16 protein-coding genes are annotated in these 17,406 nt (G+C 38.4%); 7 read left to right on the forward strand and 9 right to left on the reverse strand.

The annotated features are described in order from the left end of the window. Nucleotides 1–76 precede the first annotated feature (76 nt). From HGO26_RS00575 to HGO26_RS00590, 4 genes are all read right to left on the reverse strand, one after another. Complete coding sequence (locus tag HGO26_RS00575) at nucleotides 77–1,678, reverse strand: EAL domain-containing protein (protein WP_168822624.1); 1,602 nt, start codon at nucleotides 1,676–1,678, stop codon at nucleotides 77–79. A 274-nt stretch (nucleotides 1,679–1,952) separates the two neighbouring features. Continuing rightward, nucleotides 1,953–3,341 carry a response regulator gene (locus HGO26_RS00580; RefSeq protein ID WP_168822626.1) on the reverse strand — a complete coding sequence of 463 codons (1,389 nt, stop codon included), beginning with the start codon at nucleotides 3,339–3,341 and terminating at the stop codon, nucleotides 1,953–1,955. Beyond that, nucleotides 3,331–4,113, reverse strand: a complete 783-nt coding sequence (locus tag HGO26_RS00585) for a GGDEF domain-containing protein (RefSeq protein ID WP_168822628.1) — start codon at nucleotides 4,111–4,113, stop codon at nucleotides 3,331–3,333. The genes HGO26_RS00580 and HGO26_RS00585 overlap by 11 nt, the downstream gene beginning before the upstream one ends. A gap of 56 nt (nucleotides 4,114–4,169) precedes the next feature. Then, nucleotides 4,170–4,808, reverse strand: a complete 639-nt coding sequence (locus tag HGO26_RS00590) for a PDC sensor domain-containing protein (RefSeq protein WP_168822630.1) — start codon at nucleotides 4,806–4,808, stop codon at nucleotides 4,170–4,172. Between the two features lie 1,446 nt (nucleotides 4,809–6,254). Between HGO26_RS00590 and HGO26_RS00600 the strand changes: the two genes are divergently transcribed. Further along, nucleotides 6,255–6,992: a hypothetical protein gene (locus HGO26_RS00600; protein ID WP_168822632.1), complete on the forward strand. Its 738-nt coding sequence runs from the start codon at nucleotides 6,255–6,257 to the stop codon at nucleotides 6,990–6,992. A gap of 487 nt (nucleotides 6,993–7,479) precedes the next feature. Here the strand turns inward: HGO26_RS00600 and HGO26_RS00605 are convergent, their stop codons facing one another. Genes HGO26_RS00605 through HGO26_RS00615 form a run of 3 tightly spaced genes read right to left on the reverse strand, consistent with a single transcriptional unit; the run spans nucleotide 7,480 to nucleotide 9,620 of the window. After that, nucleotides 7,480–8,205, reverse strand: coding sequence for an ATP-binding cassette domain-containing protein (locus HGO26_RS00605; RefSeq protein WP_168822634.1), 726 nt, complete (start codon nucleotides 8,203–8,205; stop codon nucleotides 7,480–7,482). Next, a complete protein-coding gene (locus HGO26_RS00610) occupies nucleotides 8,198–8,878 on the reverse strand; it encodes an amino acid ABC transporter permease (protein ID WP_006085903.1) in 681 nt (226 codons plus the stop codon). The genes HGO26_RS00605 and HGO26_RS00610 overlap by 8 nt, the downstream gene beginning before the upstream one ends. Nucleotides 8,879–8,885: 7 nt before the next feature. Further along, a complete protein-coding gene (locus HGO26_RS00615; protein WP_011847627.1) occupies nucleotides 8,886–9,620 on the reverse strand; it encodes a basic amino acid ABC transporter substrate-binding protein in 735 nt (244 codons plus the stop codon). A gap of 433 nt (nucleotides 9,621–10,053) precedes the next feature. Between HGO26_RS00615 and HGO26_RS00620 the strand changes: the two genes are divergently transcribed. Then, complete coding sequence (locus tag HGO26_RS00620; RefSeq protein ID WP_425596648.1) at nucleotides 10,054–10,872, forward strand: hypothetical protein; 819 nt, start codon at nucleotides 10,054–10,056, stop codon at nucleotides 10,870–10,872. Nucleotides 10,873–10,880: 8 nt separating this feature from the next. Here the strand turns inward: HGO26_RS00620 and HGO26_RS00625 are convergent, their stop codons facing one another. After that, nucleotides 10,881–11,771 carry a LysR family transcriptional regulator gene (locus tag HGO26_RS00625; RefSeq protein WP_028761648.1) on the reverse strand — a complete coding sequence of 297 codons (891 nt, stop codon included), beginning with the start codon at nucleotides 11,769–11,771 and terminating at the stop codon, nucleotides 10,881–10,883. A 122-nt stretch (nucleotides 11,772–11,893) separates the two neighbouring features. On the opposite strand from HGO26_RS00625, the gene HGO26_RS00630 reads away from it, so the two are divergent. The 5 genes from HGO26_RS00630 (at nucleotide 11,894) to HGO26_RS00650 (ending at nucleotide 16,152) form a co-directional block, all read left to right on the forward strand. Next, a complete protein-coding gene (locus tag HGO26_RS00630; RefSeq protein WP_028761649.1) occupies nucleotides 11,894–12,328 on the forward strand; it encodes a CidA/LrgA family protein in 435 nt (144 codons plus the stop codon). A 2-nt stretch (nucleotides 12,329–12,330) separates the two neighbouring features. Then, nucleotides 12,331–13,050, forward strand: a complete 720-nt coding sequence (locus HGO26_RS00635; protein ID WP_168823056.1) for an LrgB family protein — start codon at nucleotides 12,331–12,333, stop codon at nucleotides 13,048–13,050. 175 nt (nucleotides 13,051–13,225) lie between these two features. Further along, nucleotides 13,226–13,717 (forward strand): GNAT family N-acetyltransferase, encoded by a 492-nt coding sequence (locus HGO26_RS00640; protein WP_028761651.1) that lies wholly within the window; start codon nucleotides 13,226–13,228, stop codon nucleotides 13,715–13,717. Between the two features lie 396 nt (nucleotides 13,718–14,113). Continuing rightward, a complete protein-coding gene (pbpG, locus tag HGO26_RS00645) occupies nucleotides 14,114–15,082 on the forward strand; it encodes a D-alanyl-D-alanine endopeptidase (RefSeq protein ID WP_105251600.1) in 969 nt (322 codons plus the stop codon). Nucleotides 15,083–15,246: 164 nt separating this feature from the next. Then, nucleotides 15,247–16,152 carry a hypothetical protein gene (locus HGO26_RS00650; protein ID WP_247651436.1) on the forward strand — a complete coding sequence of 302 codons (906 nt, stop codon included), beginning with the start codon at nucleotides 15,247–15,249 and terminating at the stop codon, nucleotides 16,150–16,152. A 29-nt stretch (nucleotides 16,153–16,181) separates the two neighbouring features. Here the strand turns inward: HGO26_RS00650 and HGO26_RS00655 are convergent, their stop codons facing one another. After that, nucleotides 16,182–17,279 carry a calcium:cation antiporter gene (locus HGO26_RS00655; protein WP_168822638.1) on the reverse strand — a complete coding sequence of 366 codons (1,098 nt, stop codon included), beginning with the start codon at nucleotides 17,277–17,279 and terminating at the stop codon, nucleotides 16,182–16,184. Nucleotides 17,280–17,406 lie beyond the last annotated feature (127 nt).

Raw genomic sequence — 17,406 nt, forward strand, 5'->3', positions numbered from 1 at the left:
ACGTTGATGGTAATGTTTATTTACCAAGATATAAATTAATATCAACTAATAATATATAATATAAATTTTTTAATAGCTACTTTTCCTGTAATTCATCAATGAAAAAATTGAATGTCTCCGCTTTTCCCCAGAGCCAACCTTGCTGATAAATCACACCAAGCTCCCTTAACATGTTGCAGTCATGATTATTTTCGACACCTTCTGCAACAATTTTTAATTTAAGTTTAGAGCATAGTTCAACTAAGCTGCGTACAATATTTTGGTTTGAAATGTTATTTGATATGTTATTTATGAAAATCCTGTCAATTTTTAAAACATCAAAATAATCATTTTGTAAGTAAGAGTAAGATGAGAATCCAGTACCAAAGTCATCTATTGCTATTAATATTCCAAGTTCCTTTATGGAAATCAAAGTTTCAACCATTTCATTTGTAAATATAATGTTTTCAAATTCAGTTATTTCTAAAGTTAGTTCTATGTTGCTTAAATTGTGTAAAAATGATTTACAATCCTTAATGATGTTTTTATCGCCTAAATATGCTGGCGGTATGTTTATGTTGATTTTAAAATCTTTAGGGATTGTATCTATATTATCAATTAATAGAGTTTTTACCTCTCTTAATATATATTGACTAAATTGAACCGATAGTCCACATTTATCAATTAGTGGAATAAACTCGCCTGGCATCACTATGCCTTTTCCAGTTTTGTTCCATCTCATCAATATTTCACCGCCGATAGTTTCTCCATTTTCCGAAAAAACAATTTTTTGTATAAATGGTACAAATTCATGATTAATCATACCCTTAATAAGTAAGTATCTATCAATTAAATGCTTGTCAATTTTTTTTGTAATTAGAATTAAAAAACAAAATAATATTAAGAAAGGAAGACTATACTCTTTTAAGAAAAAGTAAATTTCGTTAGTTGGATTGTAAATTTTAAGCGTGGCTTCTAATTTTTCATTAGGTTTAAATTTTATTTCATTTGTTATTTTTACATTTTCTTTACTGTTAAAATCTTTATTGCCTATTATTTCGTTTATTATTGTTACATTGTTTTTGCTTTTAAAATCATTATTACCTATTATTTCAATTTCATTTTTAGTATCGCTGATAGTTAAGGAGTATCTGTATGGATTATCTTTGGAAATAGTTTCAAAATTTAAAATATTTTGAAGGTTATAGGTTTCTGCAATAGCTATAATATAGGAGTTTTTATACCTCTCTTTAAACACCAAAATGGGTTTTTCTGGTGTTAATAATGATTTTGATACCGAGAATCCACTACGGAAGCTTAGTAAAGCATTTATTGTATCCATGTCTTTTGAGACGTAAGACATGGATGAGCATACGTTTAAATTCTCACCAGTTTTGATAATGCTTAGGCTTCTGATTGTTGGGTTTTCCAAAACTGTTAAATCTAATAGATTAGTCATTTCATCGTTGCAACTAGCAGCTGAAGTCGTATCAATTTTTTTACGGATCACACTATTCATTTCTGTCTGTATTTCATTTATTTCATTTATTTCAATGTTCAGCATTTTCACAATTTGATCTAATTTTTCTTGTTTATTAATGGAGTAACTTAATAAAAAAAAGGAAATAAATAACAAAATGCAAAAGGTGTTAAATATTAAAAAGTAATATTTTTCTGGGATTTTTGAAATTATTTTCATTATGCTAAATTCTTATATTGTAATAAATTAATATTGGATATGGCTTTTTTATAAATTGATTCGTATTCCCTGGATATTCTTTGGCTGGATGGCATTATGTTAATAACGCAATTATGACAGTTTTCTATAATTTGAAAAACTGAAGATTGACTCATGCCATGAGGCCATGTATCAATAAGTAATTCCACTATTTTAAATGAAATCTCATGAAGGAATGGATTTCTTTCATGAATTCTAATCAATAATAATAGAGCTTTTTGTTTGTTTTTATTTTTTATAAAATAATTGCTTGTATGTAATAGGTTAAAAATTTTTTTATATTTTCTTGATGATTTTTTTTTAAGTTATTTAATATGGATTTTTGACTTTGATTAATAAAAAACTTTTCGTCTTCTATTGAGGTTGTATCAATTGATTTACAAGTATATTTAAAGTTTTTCTGGAAGTATTCTTCGAAAAATAATAAACTGCACAATAGGCATATGTGATAATTTGTCATAAAATCAGTATGTTCTATTGTGTTTAATGTGTTTAAAAAGTGTGGTATCGCAACTGAAAGATTTCCTTTCATTATACTTAAATGTATTATTAAAATCTCTACGCTATTTTTTTCAAGTTCAGTGCTGGATTCACTAATTAATTCATTTAATAAATTATTGTTTATAAATAAATTTTTCTCAAAATTTATTTTGTTATTGCACAGTTGACTCATCCTGAATAGCTTTAGTCTTATTGCATTTACTTTTGAATAAAAATCTTCTCTAAAAGTGTTTTTAATGCACTCTCTATATAATGAATATTTACTTTCTGCGCTGTAAAAATCCCCTGCAGCTATACATAGATTAGTAAGGACTAATTCTCTTGCGGCGTTACCGGGAGTTAGCTGAGATGCTAAAGTAAGGTATTTAATTGCAGCAGGTATATCCTCTCTGCAAATTTCTAATTTACTAGAAATATTAAGTAAGGGTATACTGGTTTCATTTTGAGAGTTTTTTATATTAGTTAAATAATTCTCTGCTTCATCATAGTTACCATGTTCAATATAGGTATTGCATAAGGCTGCATTAGCCCATTCATCTTTATCTTTGTCACTAAGCTCTTTATAAAAATCTATAGCAAGGCTATAGTTTTTTTGCATTCGCAAAAAACGTCCAGTAAATTGATTTACAACTGTCATATTCATATTTTTCTGAATTAATTCTTTACATAATGTTATTCCATTTGAAATATCTTGATTAATTTCTGCCTCATAGAGTGATTTATATTTATCTTTTTTTTCTAAAGCAGTTTTAATTCTGGCTTGTAGTTGTTTTTTACTAAATGGTTTTAAAATATAATCATCAGGTCGAAATTCTATTATTGACCTAACAACAAAAGATGATGAATCGCCTGTAATCATAATGAAAATTGAGTCGAAATTAAGTAATTTGTTGTGTCTAATATCATCCAGAATTTGTTTACCATTTAATCCTGAACCTAAATTGTAATCACATAGGACAATTTTAAACTTGTTTAATTTTAGAAGGTTTAATGCACTTTTACTTTCTTTGGCCCACATTATATTATTTTCTTTAACTCCCATTTCTCTAAGCATGCCTTTCAATGCATAGATAACGGTTTGGGAATCATCGACTATAAGGATTTTATGGTTTTTAATATTCATTGTGATAACTTTTTTTTGACATTTTATTTAAATAAAGCATTTTGTCTGCAGCTATTAATAATTCTTCGAAATTATTGTAATAAGCACTATCGGCTACACCAAAAGAGATTGAAAGTGAATATGGTAATGTAGCTGATTTTTTTGAAACACAATCCTGCAATTTAATGGCAATTTCATGGGCATTTATTTCATTGCAAACACTTAGGACTGCTAAAAACTCATCACCTCCTATTCTTATCAATAAATCGTTTTTCCTAAAACAATGTTTCATTGAATAAGCTATAGACTTTAAAGCTTTATCTCCTTCACTATGGCCATAATTATCATTGATTATTTTGAAATCATCGGCATCTATTAACACAATAGAATGTTGTTCTTTTATTGTAAAATTAAATGTATCGCTGTCATATATATGTTTGTTGTATAAGTTGGTTAGTTTATCAGTAACAGCCATGCTTTCTACTGTTTTTTTTCTTTTAAAAGTTTTTATAACAAATGGAATTGTTATAATAAATGTCACGCCGAAAAATAAAAGCAAACTAAGAGAGACAGTAAAACGCCTAAGCAATGCTTTAATTTTATTTACGGAAATTAATATGTGAAAGTTCTCATTGATTTCTGTTTTGTACTCGACGATTACATCAATTCCAAAATTATTTATTTGGTTGGTTGTTTTTTCAATAAAATAATCTATATATGATTTTTTTAGTGGTTTTTGAACTATTTTTAGTGTTGTTATGTTTTCTGATTTTTTGTTATCTTCTACTTCCATAGAGTATGTAGATAAGTACTTTTCAATGTTAAAATCAACTAATAAATAAACGTTATTTACATTTTCTTCTTTTTTATAGATTTTTTTTGTTTAATCGGTACCGAAATTGTAATTACATGTTTATTTGTGTAAGGGTCTATGTAAACTGGTGAGATTGATGCTTCTCCTTCTAATTTAGCTTTTTTAAAGCAAACATCAACAATTTCGCACCAATCATTTGAATAAATCCTTGCTATTTCAGCTTCTTTAATGAACTTTTCATCTAATTTATTAAAGGTATAGATTATTTCATTGTCATAAAAACTTAAATAATACAGAGATTCATTTTGTTCTGAAATTTTAATTGGTAAAGATTCGATGTGATTGATAATCTCTTTCTGAGAGGTTGTTATTATTGTTTCTTTAGACTTTAAAATGCTTCCATTATAATCCGTTTTATTTTCATATTGTTTGGGTATTTCAAGTGCTAGTTCTATGTTCTGCTTTTGAAGTTCTATTTTTTGTAATGTTAATTTTAAGTCAGTTGCAATCATATCAAGCATATATGGATATTTTTCAAATTGATTTGCTACTGATAAATATGCTTCCTGCGCTAACATGTATAATATTTTTTGGCATAGAAATAAATATAGTACTGCTACAAGGGCAAGTTTTAGGTTTATCTTTGCAGTAGTTGTTAGCGTATTCTTTAACATCACAATTATCTCTCTCTTTTTCCATTCCCACTGATTTCGGTTGAAGATTGCTTTGCGTGGCATGTATACCGTATGCGTATTTTTATAAGTCAATCTTAGACTAATATAATAATTTCAATGGTAAATTATCAATATTATCAATGGTAATCTAAGGAAGTCTAAGAATTAACTAAGAAAGTCTAATGGTTAATCTTTTTTATGACTGCCATTTTATGTTGTCCCGCCTCGTGTTAGTTAGTAATAAATAATAATAAATAATAATAAATGACTTTTATTTTTACTTTTTCTGACAGTGATTTTTTTAAGTTGTTGTTTTTTTGGGTTTAAATTGTTTGCATGGGCGTAAGTGTAGGGCCTGATCTGTTATCATATCGTTTTCGACTTATGCCTTTTTCTTTATTGTTTTTAACTATATAATAATTTATTTTTGTAATTTAAATATATAAATTTTGGGGTTGTATATAATTTGTGTCTTAATTTTTTTTGGTGGTATTGTGTGGTCTGTATATTAACTATTGGTTATTCTTTTTTAATTTATTAGCCATTTAATTATTAGGTTTTATGTTCTGTGTGTTGGGTTTTTTTGGATTTTTTCATATTTTTGATTGAGGTTCTTTTTTTATTGGGGGTTGTTAGTTACCGTTTACATGATTTATTGAGGTTGATGAATATGGTTGAGTTATTTTTATTGTTAGATAGTTAACTATTCTAACAATAGGTTTGTGGGAGTTGTTTATATCTTCAAGTGGCTATTTTTTAGCGAAAAAATAGCTGCCCAGCTTTAAAGGGAAATAGATACCTAGCTTTAATGGTGCGTAGTTAACCTCCGTCTATAGCTTAGGTTAAGCATTAAACAAGGAGGTTTGTATGCCACGTCCTCGTAGAACTCTGATAAGTCTTGAAGACACACCTTATTACCATCGTGGTTGAAGGCAAACCAAAAGTGCATTATGTTGTTGGTTTAAATGGATGGCTTGATTTATTATTCGCTAACGCGGATCCGCTTATACCCAACGTTATGTGTAAGGGAATCTTAATGATCGAAAGACCCAAAGTAATAAACCTCACAGAAGCCAGAACGATTCGCAAAGTCCATTGCGGAGAGTGTAACTGGGAGCAGGAAATAGCTGCTATCACTGAAGCTGAGATAAAATGTTGCCCCTGGTGCGGCTGGAGCGATCTGGAAATAAGTACTTTAAAAGCAGAAGGTGGCTTCCAAGAAATAGAATGTCAAAAGCACGGTAGAGTTACGGTTCTACTACCTAGCTCCAATATTGATCCACTAGACTTCATGAACAACTTATTTTGTCCATTCTGTGAGTAACACATAACAATACAAACCAGCCTGATGGCTTTTTCGTTCCTTGTTTTACTACGCTACCGCAAAACAATCCACTACAAAGCAGCTGTTTGCAGCTTATGCGTTAAGATAGATCGGATATATAAATGGAAAAAGCATTAATAGATATTAGGTATTACGCTAGCGACTCCCTATATGAGACAGGTAAGAGTCTACCTTCGAGTTGTTCTAGATTTTTCAAATTTCCTAAGCTGCTTCATTACTGGGGTGCTCGTATAGCCACAATACTTGGTGAAAATGGATTATCCCTCGGAGAATTCGATCACCTATATGTAAACTACACAAATGCTATTCCAGAAGGCACGATGGTTTTTTCCGATAGAACACCAGAAAAGTGGCTTAGGTATATAGACTGTGGTGTAAATTTTGAGAAATTAAAATCATTAAATGAGTCCGAACTTGAACAATTTGTAATTCGCAGTACCTTTGAGTGTCTTGAGCACCTTTGTAAGTTGAGCATAGAAAAAACCGAAAAAATCAAGCTTGCTTCAAACGAGGTGGAAAGATTTGGTTCTGCGGTCGAGCTTCCGGTTAAGGCAAAACATACTAAGTCATATTCGGTTTTGGTTTCATATAAATTGCGCCCAAATGGCGAAGCATCTCATGGGCTTGTAAAATACATTAACCACAAAACAGGTGCTACTTTCACTAAAAGGTTTGTTGATCTTAAGGGACCATCGGATATATTTCCTCTGGTCGGTACAATTTCAGTGAAAGATGGAAAAGTCCTGATCAAGCCGAGGGCATCATTTAAAGCTAGCCTTTACACAAATTCATATCAGATTCCAATGGAGATTGATTTAAGTGAAGCGGCAAGCGCATAACAAGGCGCTGCTAGGGACAAATCTGCGCTGTGCTTCGGTTTGTTCTAGAGCGCGGCGTTAATCCATAGAAAATTTAATCCGAAAATCATAGATTAGAGCAAGAATTCTAACCCATTTATGTCTACTAGCTTTTTACGTATATATAGCAAAACTGGTAGTTAAAATTGGTATTGGGGCACCAGTGACCGTTGGCGACATGGATGTCGCCGTCGAGCCTATAAGGACATATTCACGGCGTGTCGCTGGAGACACAATGACAATAAACTCCCTGAACAGATAAACGGCTATTTAGCTTTTGTTCAATACCTATTAATTCAAAGGCATAATTTTTATGGTGTTGTGAAAGATGATTGTATCCTGATTTGTCTAATTTAGTCTTTGTCATAAACGTTGAATGTTGGGATCCTAATTTGAATCCTTCACTCACTGCACGTACTTATAAAGGTCACGACAGTGAGCGTGAGTGACAGGACTTAAGCCGCTTAAGCTAGCGCAATACTTTGCTTAAAAACGCTTGGGTACGGACTTCTTTCGGGTGGCTAAATAGTTCATCGGGTGGACTAGATTCGACTACATAACCGCCGTCCATAAAGATCACCCGATCGGATACATCTCGCGCAAAGCCCATTTCGTGGGTGACAATGACCATGGTCATGCCCTTTAGCGCTAAGTCTTTCATCACGTCTAATACATCACCGACCATTTCGGGATCGAGTGCCGATGTTGGCTCATCGAACAGCATCAAGTCTGGTTCCATGGCCAATGCGCGGGCAATGGCGACCCTTTGTTTTTGGCCGCCTGATAAACTGGCGGGGTAGGCATTGGCTTTGTCACTTAAACCAACCTGTGCCAGTAGGTCGAGGGCTTTGGTCTCGGCTTGATCTGGCGTCATTAGTTTTAGACTAATGGGCGCTAAGGTGATGTTTTGGATGACGGTTTTATGGGGGAACAGGTTAAAGTTTTGAAACACCATGCCCACTTTTTGCCGCAGTTTATCTACGCAGGCGTTTGGCGCCGTGATCAATTGACCTTCAATCTCGATATCGCCTTGGCTTGGCTGCTCTAACAGATTGATACAGCGCAAAAAGGTACTCTTGCCACTGCCGCTTGGACCGATCACGCTCACCACTTCGCCCTGATGAATATGCTCGCTAATACCCTTGAGCACTTGGTTATCGCCGAAGTTTTTATGCAGGTTGGTTATTTTAATCACTTTGTTTCAACCTCTTTTCAAATTTCGACAGCACAAACGTGAAGCTGTAGGTCAGGAATAGGTAAATAAGGGCGCAGGTAAATAAGGGCACACTGTCCTCGAAGGTACGGCTACGGATGATTTCACCGGCGCGCATAAGGTCAACACCACCGATAAAGCCAATGACGGCGGTTTCCTTGAGGAGCACGATAAATTCATTACCAAGTGCGGGCAGAATATTCTTAATCGCTTGGGGCAGAATAATCGACTTCATGGTCATTGCTTGGGACAAGCCAAGTGAACGGGCCGCTTCGGTTTGACCTTTATCAACGGCTTGAATCCCTGCGCGGATTATTTCAGAAATATACGCGCCGCTATTGAGACCAAAAGCGATAATGGCGGCAGTGATCTTATCGACATCTAAGGCAGAAAGCACGATGAAGTAAAGGATCACTAATTGCACAACTACTGGGGTGCCACGGATCACGCCGACATAAAGATTGGCGGGGAAGCGGATATACCACTTAGACGACATCTTCATAAAGGTGGTGCCAATGCCTAACACTGCGCCTAATAACATGGCGAAGAAAGTGACGATTAATGTCACTTTCAAACCATTTAATATCAGCAGTATGCCTATCATGCCATCTTCGCCAATCGGGCTAAACAGCGAGGTATTAATTGCGTCTATCATGCTGATATCACTTTATATGGGCAGAAACGAGCGTCTGATATTGGCCGTCAGCTTTCATGTTAGCCAGTGTTTTATTGATGCTCGCCAGCAGTTCAGGCTGCTCTTTCGACACGGCGAAACCATAAAACTCAGCAGGAAAATCCAGTTTAATCATCTTTAATTCAGGATTTTTAGCCAGATAGTTAGCGGCAGGTTCGCTGTCGAATAACACTAAATCTACCTTTGAATTTTTAAGCTCCATAATGGCTTCGAAACCCGTATTAAAGGCGGTGATATTTTGGGTGTATTTCTTCGACATGATGTCAGCGGTTGTGCCTAACTGCACCGCAAAGTGTTTGCCTTTAATATCTTCAAGCGTATGAATGCTATCGTTATCTTTGTTGACTAGTACGACTTGAGTCGCTTCGTAGTAAGGCTCAGAGAAGTTTACGTTGGCCTGACGTTCAGCGGTTATCGTCATGCCTGAGGCGATAAAATCAATCTTGCCTGAGTTGAGTGCGACGATCAGTGAATCGAACTTCATGTTTTCGACTTTCAGCGTCTTGCCCGCATCTTTAGCGATTTGCTTGGCCAGATCGATATCAAAGCCTTTGATTTCATCGCCACTTTGGCCGCCAACATATTCAAAAGGAGGGAAGGCGGCATTGGTGCCAACGACTAACACGTCATCGCTTTTTCCGCATCCAGCTAACAACAAGGTGGCAGTTAAGGTCAGGCCGCCTAATAACATGGACTTTTTCATTTAAGACTCTCTTGTTCGATTTCACTATCAGTGTGGCGACTATAGGCAGATGAGCATTAAGTGTCAATAATTATGCTGTTAATTTGATTAAAAATTCATTTCTGTTTTGCGGTTTTCAGTCGCAAGATTGAGGGGCGCTGCTTTCCTGTACAAATTTGTGTGTAAGTTGTTTTTTCTGGGTTGAATTATTGTGCTTTGGTCTATAACTATTGTTACTGTTAGGTTTTTGGCTATCTATACTTCTGTGGTGTTTATTAGCGGCTTCTCAATGAGAGTGTCATAATTTGAACTATCGGCTATTATTCTTTGATTAAATTGGCTAGTTTAGCCGCTCTTTAACGGCAACCTTAGTTGGTGTTATTCCTATTTTATGCAGTTTAATCCTCTGGCTGATTTGATTATCAAGCTAGAAACGATGTTTCAGGAGTTAAAAGTGAACTATCTCAACTCAGCATTAGTGTGTTTAGCCCTGTGCTTATCGGGTGCACTGCAGGCCGAAGAGCAAACTCAGTGGCATTACAGCTTAGGCAGCCATGATTTTGTGGTCGAGGATTCTCACACCTTAGGGGTGAATGCGAGTCTATTGTTAGAACATAAAACCCAAAACGATATTTTGCTGACGGCGGCGCTGGATGCCTATATAGACGTAGATGTCGATAAACTCGACCCTGACCACATCCCTGTGTGGTTTAAGTCTGCCTATGCCGCGAGCGGTGAACTTTATCGTGTTAATCCCGCGTTTTCATTCGGTTGGCAGTTCGATTTACAGGGAAAGCGTAATACCGTTAGCTCGGTTGAGAAACAAGCTAAGGTATTTCCTGGGCTGACAGCTAACTTTGATGGGCAAGCATTACAGGCCCAGTTCAAGGCGGGTGCGGGTTATTACTATCTCGAAATCGATGATGATGTGCCTAGAACTCGAGGTTACGATCGTGGCGATTTTGGGAATGGTACGTTTGCTTATACCTTTATGGGAAGTGTAGGGGCTAATGTGACGCCTAAGCTACATATGCAAGTGGCCGCACAAACCTGGCAAGACGAAGACCAATGGTTAGAGAATCAATATCGCTTTGAGCTGAGTTACCAAACCGATTTTTGGCGGCCTGACAGCCTGCTCGTGCTGAGCGCCGAACACACGCAATACAATTTAGACCACTATGCCAAAGTCGATGTTAACTCGGCTGAGTATTTGCCTATTCTGCCATGGGATAGCGATACGCTAGTGCGTTTAAGCTTAGTGGTTCCTTGGTAAGAATAGGGTTATTTATGGGTTAAGTGCTTCTCGACTAAGGCGATCATGGCTTGAGCCGCGAAGGATAAAACTTGGTCTTTGCGCCAAAAGAGCGATAGCTCCCAGCGCAGCTCGTCACTCGCCAGCGGGATATTTACGACGCCGGGCACGCTGTAGCGCCGCGCGATGGAGCGCGGCAATACCATAACCCCTGTGCCCGCGGCGACTAAGGCAATCCCGAAATCGGCTTGGCTAACGCGGGTGATGTTTTTAGGGACAAATCCGGCGTGTCGGCAGGCATTGAGCACTAATTGATAGAGAGTGTATTCGGTTTCGAACATCACCTGAGGGTCGGCACTAAGATCGCTAAACGATAATATCTGTCGGGTGGATAACGGATTTTCCTTAGGCAGTACCACTACCATAGGATCGTTAAACACGCGTATGCCGTCATAGCCCTCATCAAAATCAATAATCCCAGTGGCTAGTTCAATTTCGCCCTTTTGGATTGCCGCGGTTTGCTCTACACCGCCACGGACGAGTAAGTGCATCTCTATCTGCGGATATTGCTGGCGATATTTGGCAATAATCGGGGCAAAAATTTCGGCACTCCCTAGAGGAGCCAATCCGAGATTGAGTTCGCCCGCGGTTAAACTGCGTTGGGCTGTGAGTTCAGCGAGCATGCGTTGTCGGCCAGCGAGTAACTCTTTGCCATGTCGATAAACAACTTCGCCCGCGGGCGTGAGTTTGACTTGGGTGCCGCGTTTACCGCGTTCGAGTAAGATGAGGTCGAGCTCCTCTTCCAATTGGCGTACGGCTTTTGATAGTGCAGGTTGGGTGAGATGGACTTTTTCGCTGGCTTTACCGAAGCCTCCAGCATCGACGATTTCGATAAAATAGCGGATAACTTTGAGGTCCATTAAGGTTCACCTTTAAATGTATTCTTAAAATTCATGCATTACATTCTTAATATTCATTTTTTTTATCAAATAGGCAAGCCTAGAATAGCCCTATAGAAAACTTTGTTCTAACCGAGAAAATCATGTCATTCCCACAAGCCGCAATACGTCAGTGTCGACATTGGGCTTTGTTATTAAGCCAAATCGGCCTCTTCTGTTTACTGTCCTTCGCATGTCACTGGTTCGCCACTTGGGCACATTCTCCTATTCCAGGGAGTGTGATTGGCTTAGGCATACTCTTATTTTTATTAGGTTTTAAACTCATTCCTGAAAATGCAGTACAACTGGGTGCCGCTTGGTTGATTGGTGAGTTATTGCTGTTTTTCATCCCGCCAGTGATATCCGTTATTAAGTACGAAGGTTTGTTTGAGCAATACGGCACCAATATATTGTTCACTTTAGTGATGGGCAGTGTGTGTGTGATGTTTGGTACTGGCTTTGTGGTCGATAGAGTGTTTCGTTTTGAGCGCCAACTGAACATCAAAAAGCAGGCCCGTCGCCACGCTAAGGCGGCTTAATGATGACTGACTCAAAAGTGATGGATTTTGTGTTGTCGCAGACGGGATTAGCCTTATTCAGCTTATTGCTGACGGTATTTTGTTACTTCGGTGCCAAGCGTCTCTATAAGTACCATAGAGTCTGGTGGTTAGCGCCCATAGTGTTAGCGCCAATAGTGATTACCTTATTGGTGTTTAATCTTAAGATCCCGCTGCCAACCTATTTTGAATACACCCATTGGTTAATGGCCATGTTAGCGCCCGCGACTATCGCCTTTGCTTTGCCGATTTATCGTGAGCGTAACTTGATCCGTCAGTATCCGCTGACGATAGGGTTAGGTGTAACGGCGGGATTGTTTTTGGGGATGATGTCTTCTTGGCTGTTGGTAAAGTTTGTGCCCTTGCCGGTGGAATTGTCTAAGAGTTTGCTGGTACGTTCGGTGTCGACGCCCTTTGCGATGGAGGCGACTAGTGCCTTTGGCGGCGTGCCTGAGTTGACGGCCATGATGGTGTTAATCACAGGCGTCATTGGCATCTTGGTGTGCGATCCCTTATTTAAATTTATGCGTATTCGTACTTCGTTAGGTAAAGGTGTTGCTCTAGGGGCATCTGCCCATGGTGCGGGCGCCGCAAAAGCCAATGAAATCGGCAAGCAAGAGGGCGTTATCGCCAGTTTGACTATGATTTTTATTGGTATCGCTATGGTGTTAGGCGCACCCGTTTTTGCATTGATTTTTATCTAGGCTTTGAATGCTATCGTGTGAGTTTTATGGCTTGAATTTACACACCTCAATTTCGGCAAATTTGCCTCTTCGAGCGCTAACTCCTTCTCGGTTATGCGCTTTTTTTTTGAGCTTACCTTCATAAAATGTGGCATGCTGTACCAAGTTGAAATACATAGTATTAATGGTGATACCTATGTCTAGTAAGTCAGACAAACAACCAAACACACAATACAGCGTGAGTTTACGCCCGATTATTGAAAGTGATCTTGAAGCTATTTTTGTGCATCAAAGCGATCCCATTGCTAACCAGCTTGCTCAATTTCCTCCTCGGGATCGAGAAGCGTTTTTTAAACATTGGCATCAAAATATTCTGGGACAAGTGAATGTATTACCAAGGGCGATAGTGGTTGATGGCAAGTTTGTGGGCAATATTGGGCATTGGCAAAGTGATGGACAAGCGCTGATAGGGTATTGGATTGACCGTGAATATTGGGGCAAAGGTATCGCGACACAGACCTTAGCGCAATTTTTGCCTTTAGTCAGTTTAAGACCCCTTTTTGCCCATGTGGCTAAACATAATTTAGCTTCACAGCGAGTGCTGCTCAGACACGGTTTTGTGCTGACAGACCAACTGATACAAGAGAGCGAAGATACTGAAGCCTTACTCGAATTTGTCTTACGCTAGCGGATAAGATGCTATAACGCGACATTTTATGGCGTATGTTAACGCTTTCATTCGCCTAAAATGACGTATTTAGATGCTTGAAATCACTGTTGTACAGGGACTTTTGTTAAAAGTGCAAAAAGTCGCCCATTATTTTCATTTCAAATTATTCTACTGAAAAAAATCTCTTTCTAAGATTTTGTCTCTACTGCAATTGAAAGGTCTAGAGCTAGATGCTTCATTGCTCTGGATTGGTGACAGGTTAAGCTGGTTTTACATAAAAAAATTGAGAAGAAAGTGCTGATCTTACTGATAAAAGTCTAATTGCATTCTATTTCTTTCACTGTAGAACTCCTATACTTAGCCAAAACCTGTGCCATAGCACAATCGATCCCTTATCTATTCAGTGAAATCTATATGAAGATCCGTTTTCTGCTCAGTAGTTTTATTCTTGCGTGCAGCAGTCTCACCGTTGCCACGACAGCGCATTCAGCCGATTCGGCCTCTGTCGCATATAAAAGCACCAAAACTCAATCGACAGCAAAAACGAAGCAAGCACCATTAAAGCAAGAAATTGCAGGACGTAGTGCGATAGTCGTGGACTTAAAAACCAATGAAGTGCTTTATTCCAATAATCCTAATGCAGTAATGTCAATTGCATCTGTCACTAAGTTGATGACAGCTATGGTGGTGCTGGATGCAAAGTTACCTATGGAGCAAAAGCTTGCGGTAAACATCCGTGATACCAAAGAAATGAAAGGTGTTTATTCTCGAGTTCGTATCGGCAGTGAAATCAGCCGTAAAGAAATGTTATTACTGACCTTAATGTCATCAGAAAACCGTGCCGCTGCAAGTCTTGCACATCATTATCCCGGTGGCCATAAAGCTTTTATTAAGGCGATGAATGCCAAAGCAAAAGCGCTGGGAATGAAAAATACCCGCTATGTTGAACCTACAGGTTTATCCTATAAAAACGTTTCGAGTGCCAGTGATCTGATTGTATTACTCAAGGCCAGTGAAAAGTATCCTATGCTAGGCCAGCTGAGCTCGACCGAGAAGAAGACGGTTACCTTTGCCAACCCAAGATACAGTTTAGATTTTCGTAATACCAATCGTTTGGTTTATAAAGATAACTGGGATATTCATCTAACCAAAACAGGCTTTACGAATGCAGCAGGGCACTGCCTTGTGATGCGTACTGAAATGGCAAAACGCCAAGTGGCATTTGTCGTGCTCGATGCTTACGGCAAATATACTCATATTGCGGATGCTAACCGTTTACGTAACTGGTTAGAGACTGGCAAAGTCACTCCTATTCCTGCTGAAGCTAAGCAATACAAGAAACAACGTAGCCAGCAGCAATTAGCTAAGTTGAGTGAGACCTAGTTTCTCGGTTGCAGCTTTATAAAAGTACAAACATAAAGGCCAGATGAGCAATCAATCTGGCCTTTATGTTTTAACGCTTTGAGTTTCTACTCAATTTTGGTAAATTTATGATGGATTTGAGCGTACCATAGTCGTTATTTTATGTTCTCAAGGATGACATTCGTGTGGATGTATTTTTAAAAAAAATTCAACTTATCTATTTTCCCTTCTTATTTCTCAGCCTGTTATTTGTTTCTGGTTACAGTTTTGTCCATTGGCTGTTGTTGGTTAACCTTGAGTTTTTTAGCCTAGATGAAGATATCGTTAATTTGTGGCTGCCGCAGATACTGTCTTGGGTATTGTCGATCATTTATATCCGACCTAGGCTAAAACGACTCAAGTTTGTTAAAGATAATTCGCGCTTTTTCTATTTATTGATCGCGGTGCAATTAATGGCTGTTCCTTGCATCGTTGCGCAGGAATATCTCAAGACTACCACGGGGAAGTTAACGCAATTAGCATCGATACAAGAATTATATCTCCATGAAAATACTCAGTATTATCAGTTACAACAATCTTATATTGATAAGACGCAAATTGGTTTGCAGCGAAGCCTAGAGGTTACAGGTAAACATAGTAGTCACTTAAATATGGCGCTGTATATCGCTATGCCGATTTTTGCAGAGCGTGCAGACAGTTGGCATGCTAATGCCCTCGCTTGGTATGGTAAAGTTTATCAGCAGGAGATCAGTAATCGACTTGAACCCAATGAGAAAGAAGCGCAATTCAAAGCGTTTTTGGCTAAATCCCTAAATGAGTTCAATGAGTTGGACCCCCAGAGTTTTGTTTACCTTGAACTATTAGCCCCATCCTCTCTTCGTTCAGAGTTGCTCAGCGCCGCACAAAAAAGTCCGCTTTATCAAGCTGAACATCAAACGATTTTTATGCCCAAATTTGAACCATTTGAGGCTCGTAATGGCCATAAGTTAGTGTGGATTTTTATCTGGTTTGTTGTTGGCGCTTTAGTTTGGTTTGTACTCTTACTGCGGGTCAATCTGGATGAGAAAAGCGTAAAGCCGAGACGCAAATAAATCACGCTCGGCCTTGGATTTAATAAAGTTTAGGCATGTTCAAACATTAAGAACAAGTAAACGATAAACAAGACTATATGAGTCGCGCCGTGCAATGCATTGGTGCGACCGCTGCTAAAGCTTACCTTACAGACCATTAAACTGGTGATTAACAGCACCATGTCGGCGGGTGACAGGCCTAAATGGACTTCTTGATCTATCACGCTGCCAATAATTAATACCGCGGGGACTGTGAGTGCAATCGTCGCGAGCACTGAGCCAAAATACAGATTCATCGCCCGCTGTAATTGATTGTTTAACGCGGCCTTAAAGCCACCCACAGCTTCGGGAGATAAAATCAAGCAGGCCACAATAAAGCCCCCTAATGCCTGTGGAGCGCCTAGGGTTGCTACGCTGTAATTGATGGGCATAGCTAAGGTTTTTGCCAACAAAATGACCACGAGTAAGTAGCCAATTAATAGAATTGTATGGTAAGCATTACTGCGTAGTATGCCGTGGTGTTCCTCATGGTCTTCATGATCGGCATCGACAAAGAAATGGCTGTGGCTCTTCGTCTGTACCACTAAAAAGACGCCATAGAGCAGAATCGAAATAATGATCAGCATCCAAGACATGGCTTTAGACATGCCGCCAATAGTGCCACCTTCGGTAAAATTGGGCAGTACTAAACAGAGTAGGGCGAGGGGAATAATCGCCACGAGATAGGATTTTACGCCATCTAAATTGAAATGCTGGGTATGGTAACGCCAGCCGCCAAGTAATAATGTAAAGCCCACTAAGCCATTGATGATCAACATGACTACGGCGAACATAGTGTCGCGCGCCATGACAGGGTTGGGTTCTCCGGTCAGCATCACGGAGGAGATCATCACCACTTCGAGTGAAATGACCGATAAAGTTAAGATTAAGGTGCCATAGGGATCGCCAAGCTTAATCGCTAGTGCATCTGAGTGGCGTACCACAGAGAAAATAGCCCAAGTCACTACACCCAATAGGGCGAGTGAAACGGGAATATAGGTCGAGAGGGTGGTGCCATCGGCGAGTAAGCTATCGCCACCGGTTTTAAAGAATACTAAGGTCAGTATTCCCAGTAGCAGGGCTAACTCGTCTTTCATAAATGTCTTCATAGGCAATTTGTCCTAAACGAAAAAAAGGCCGTTAGTATAGACACTGGTTATGGCACACTTTGCATGAAACTTCCTTTAGATTTGGAGTTAAGGATAAATGTTTGAACTAGATCGCTTTTTAATCTAA

It is taken from the genome of Shewanella oncorhynchi, from assembly GCF_012584455.1.
GTDB lineage: Bacteria > Pseudomonadota > Gammaproteobacteria > Enterobacterales > Shewanellaceae > Shewanella > Shewanella oncorhynchi.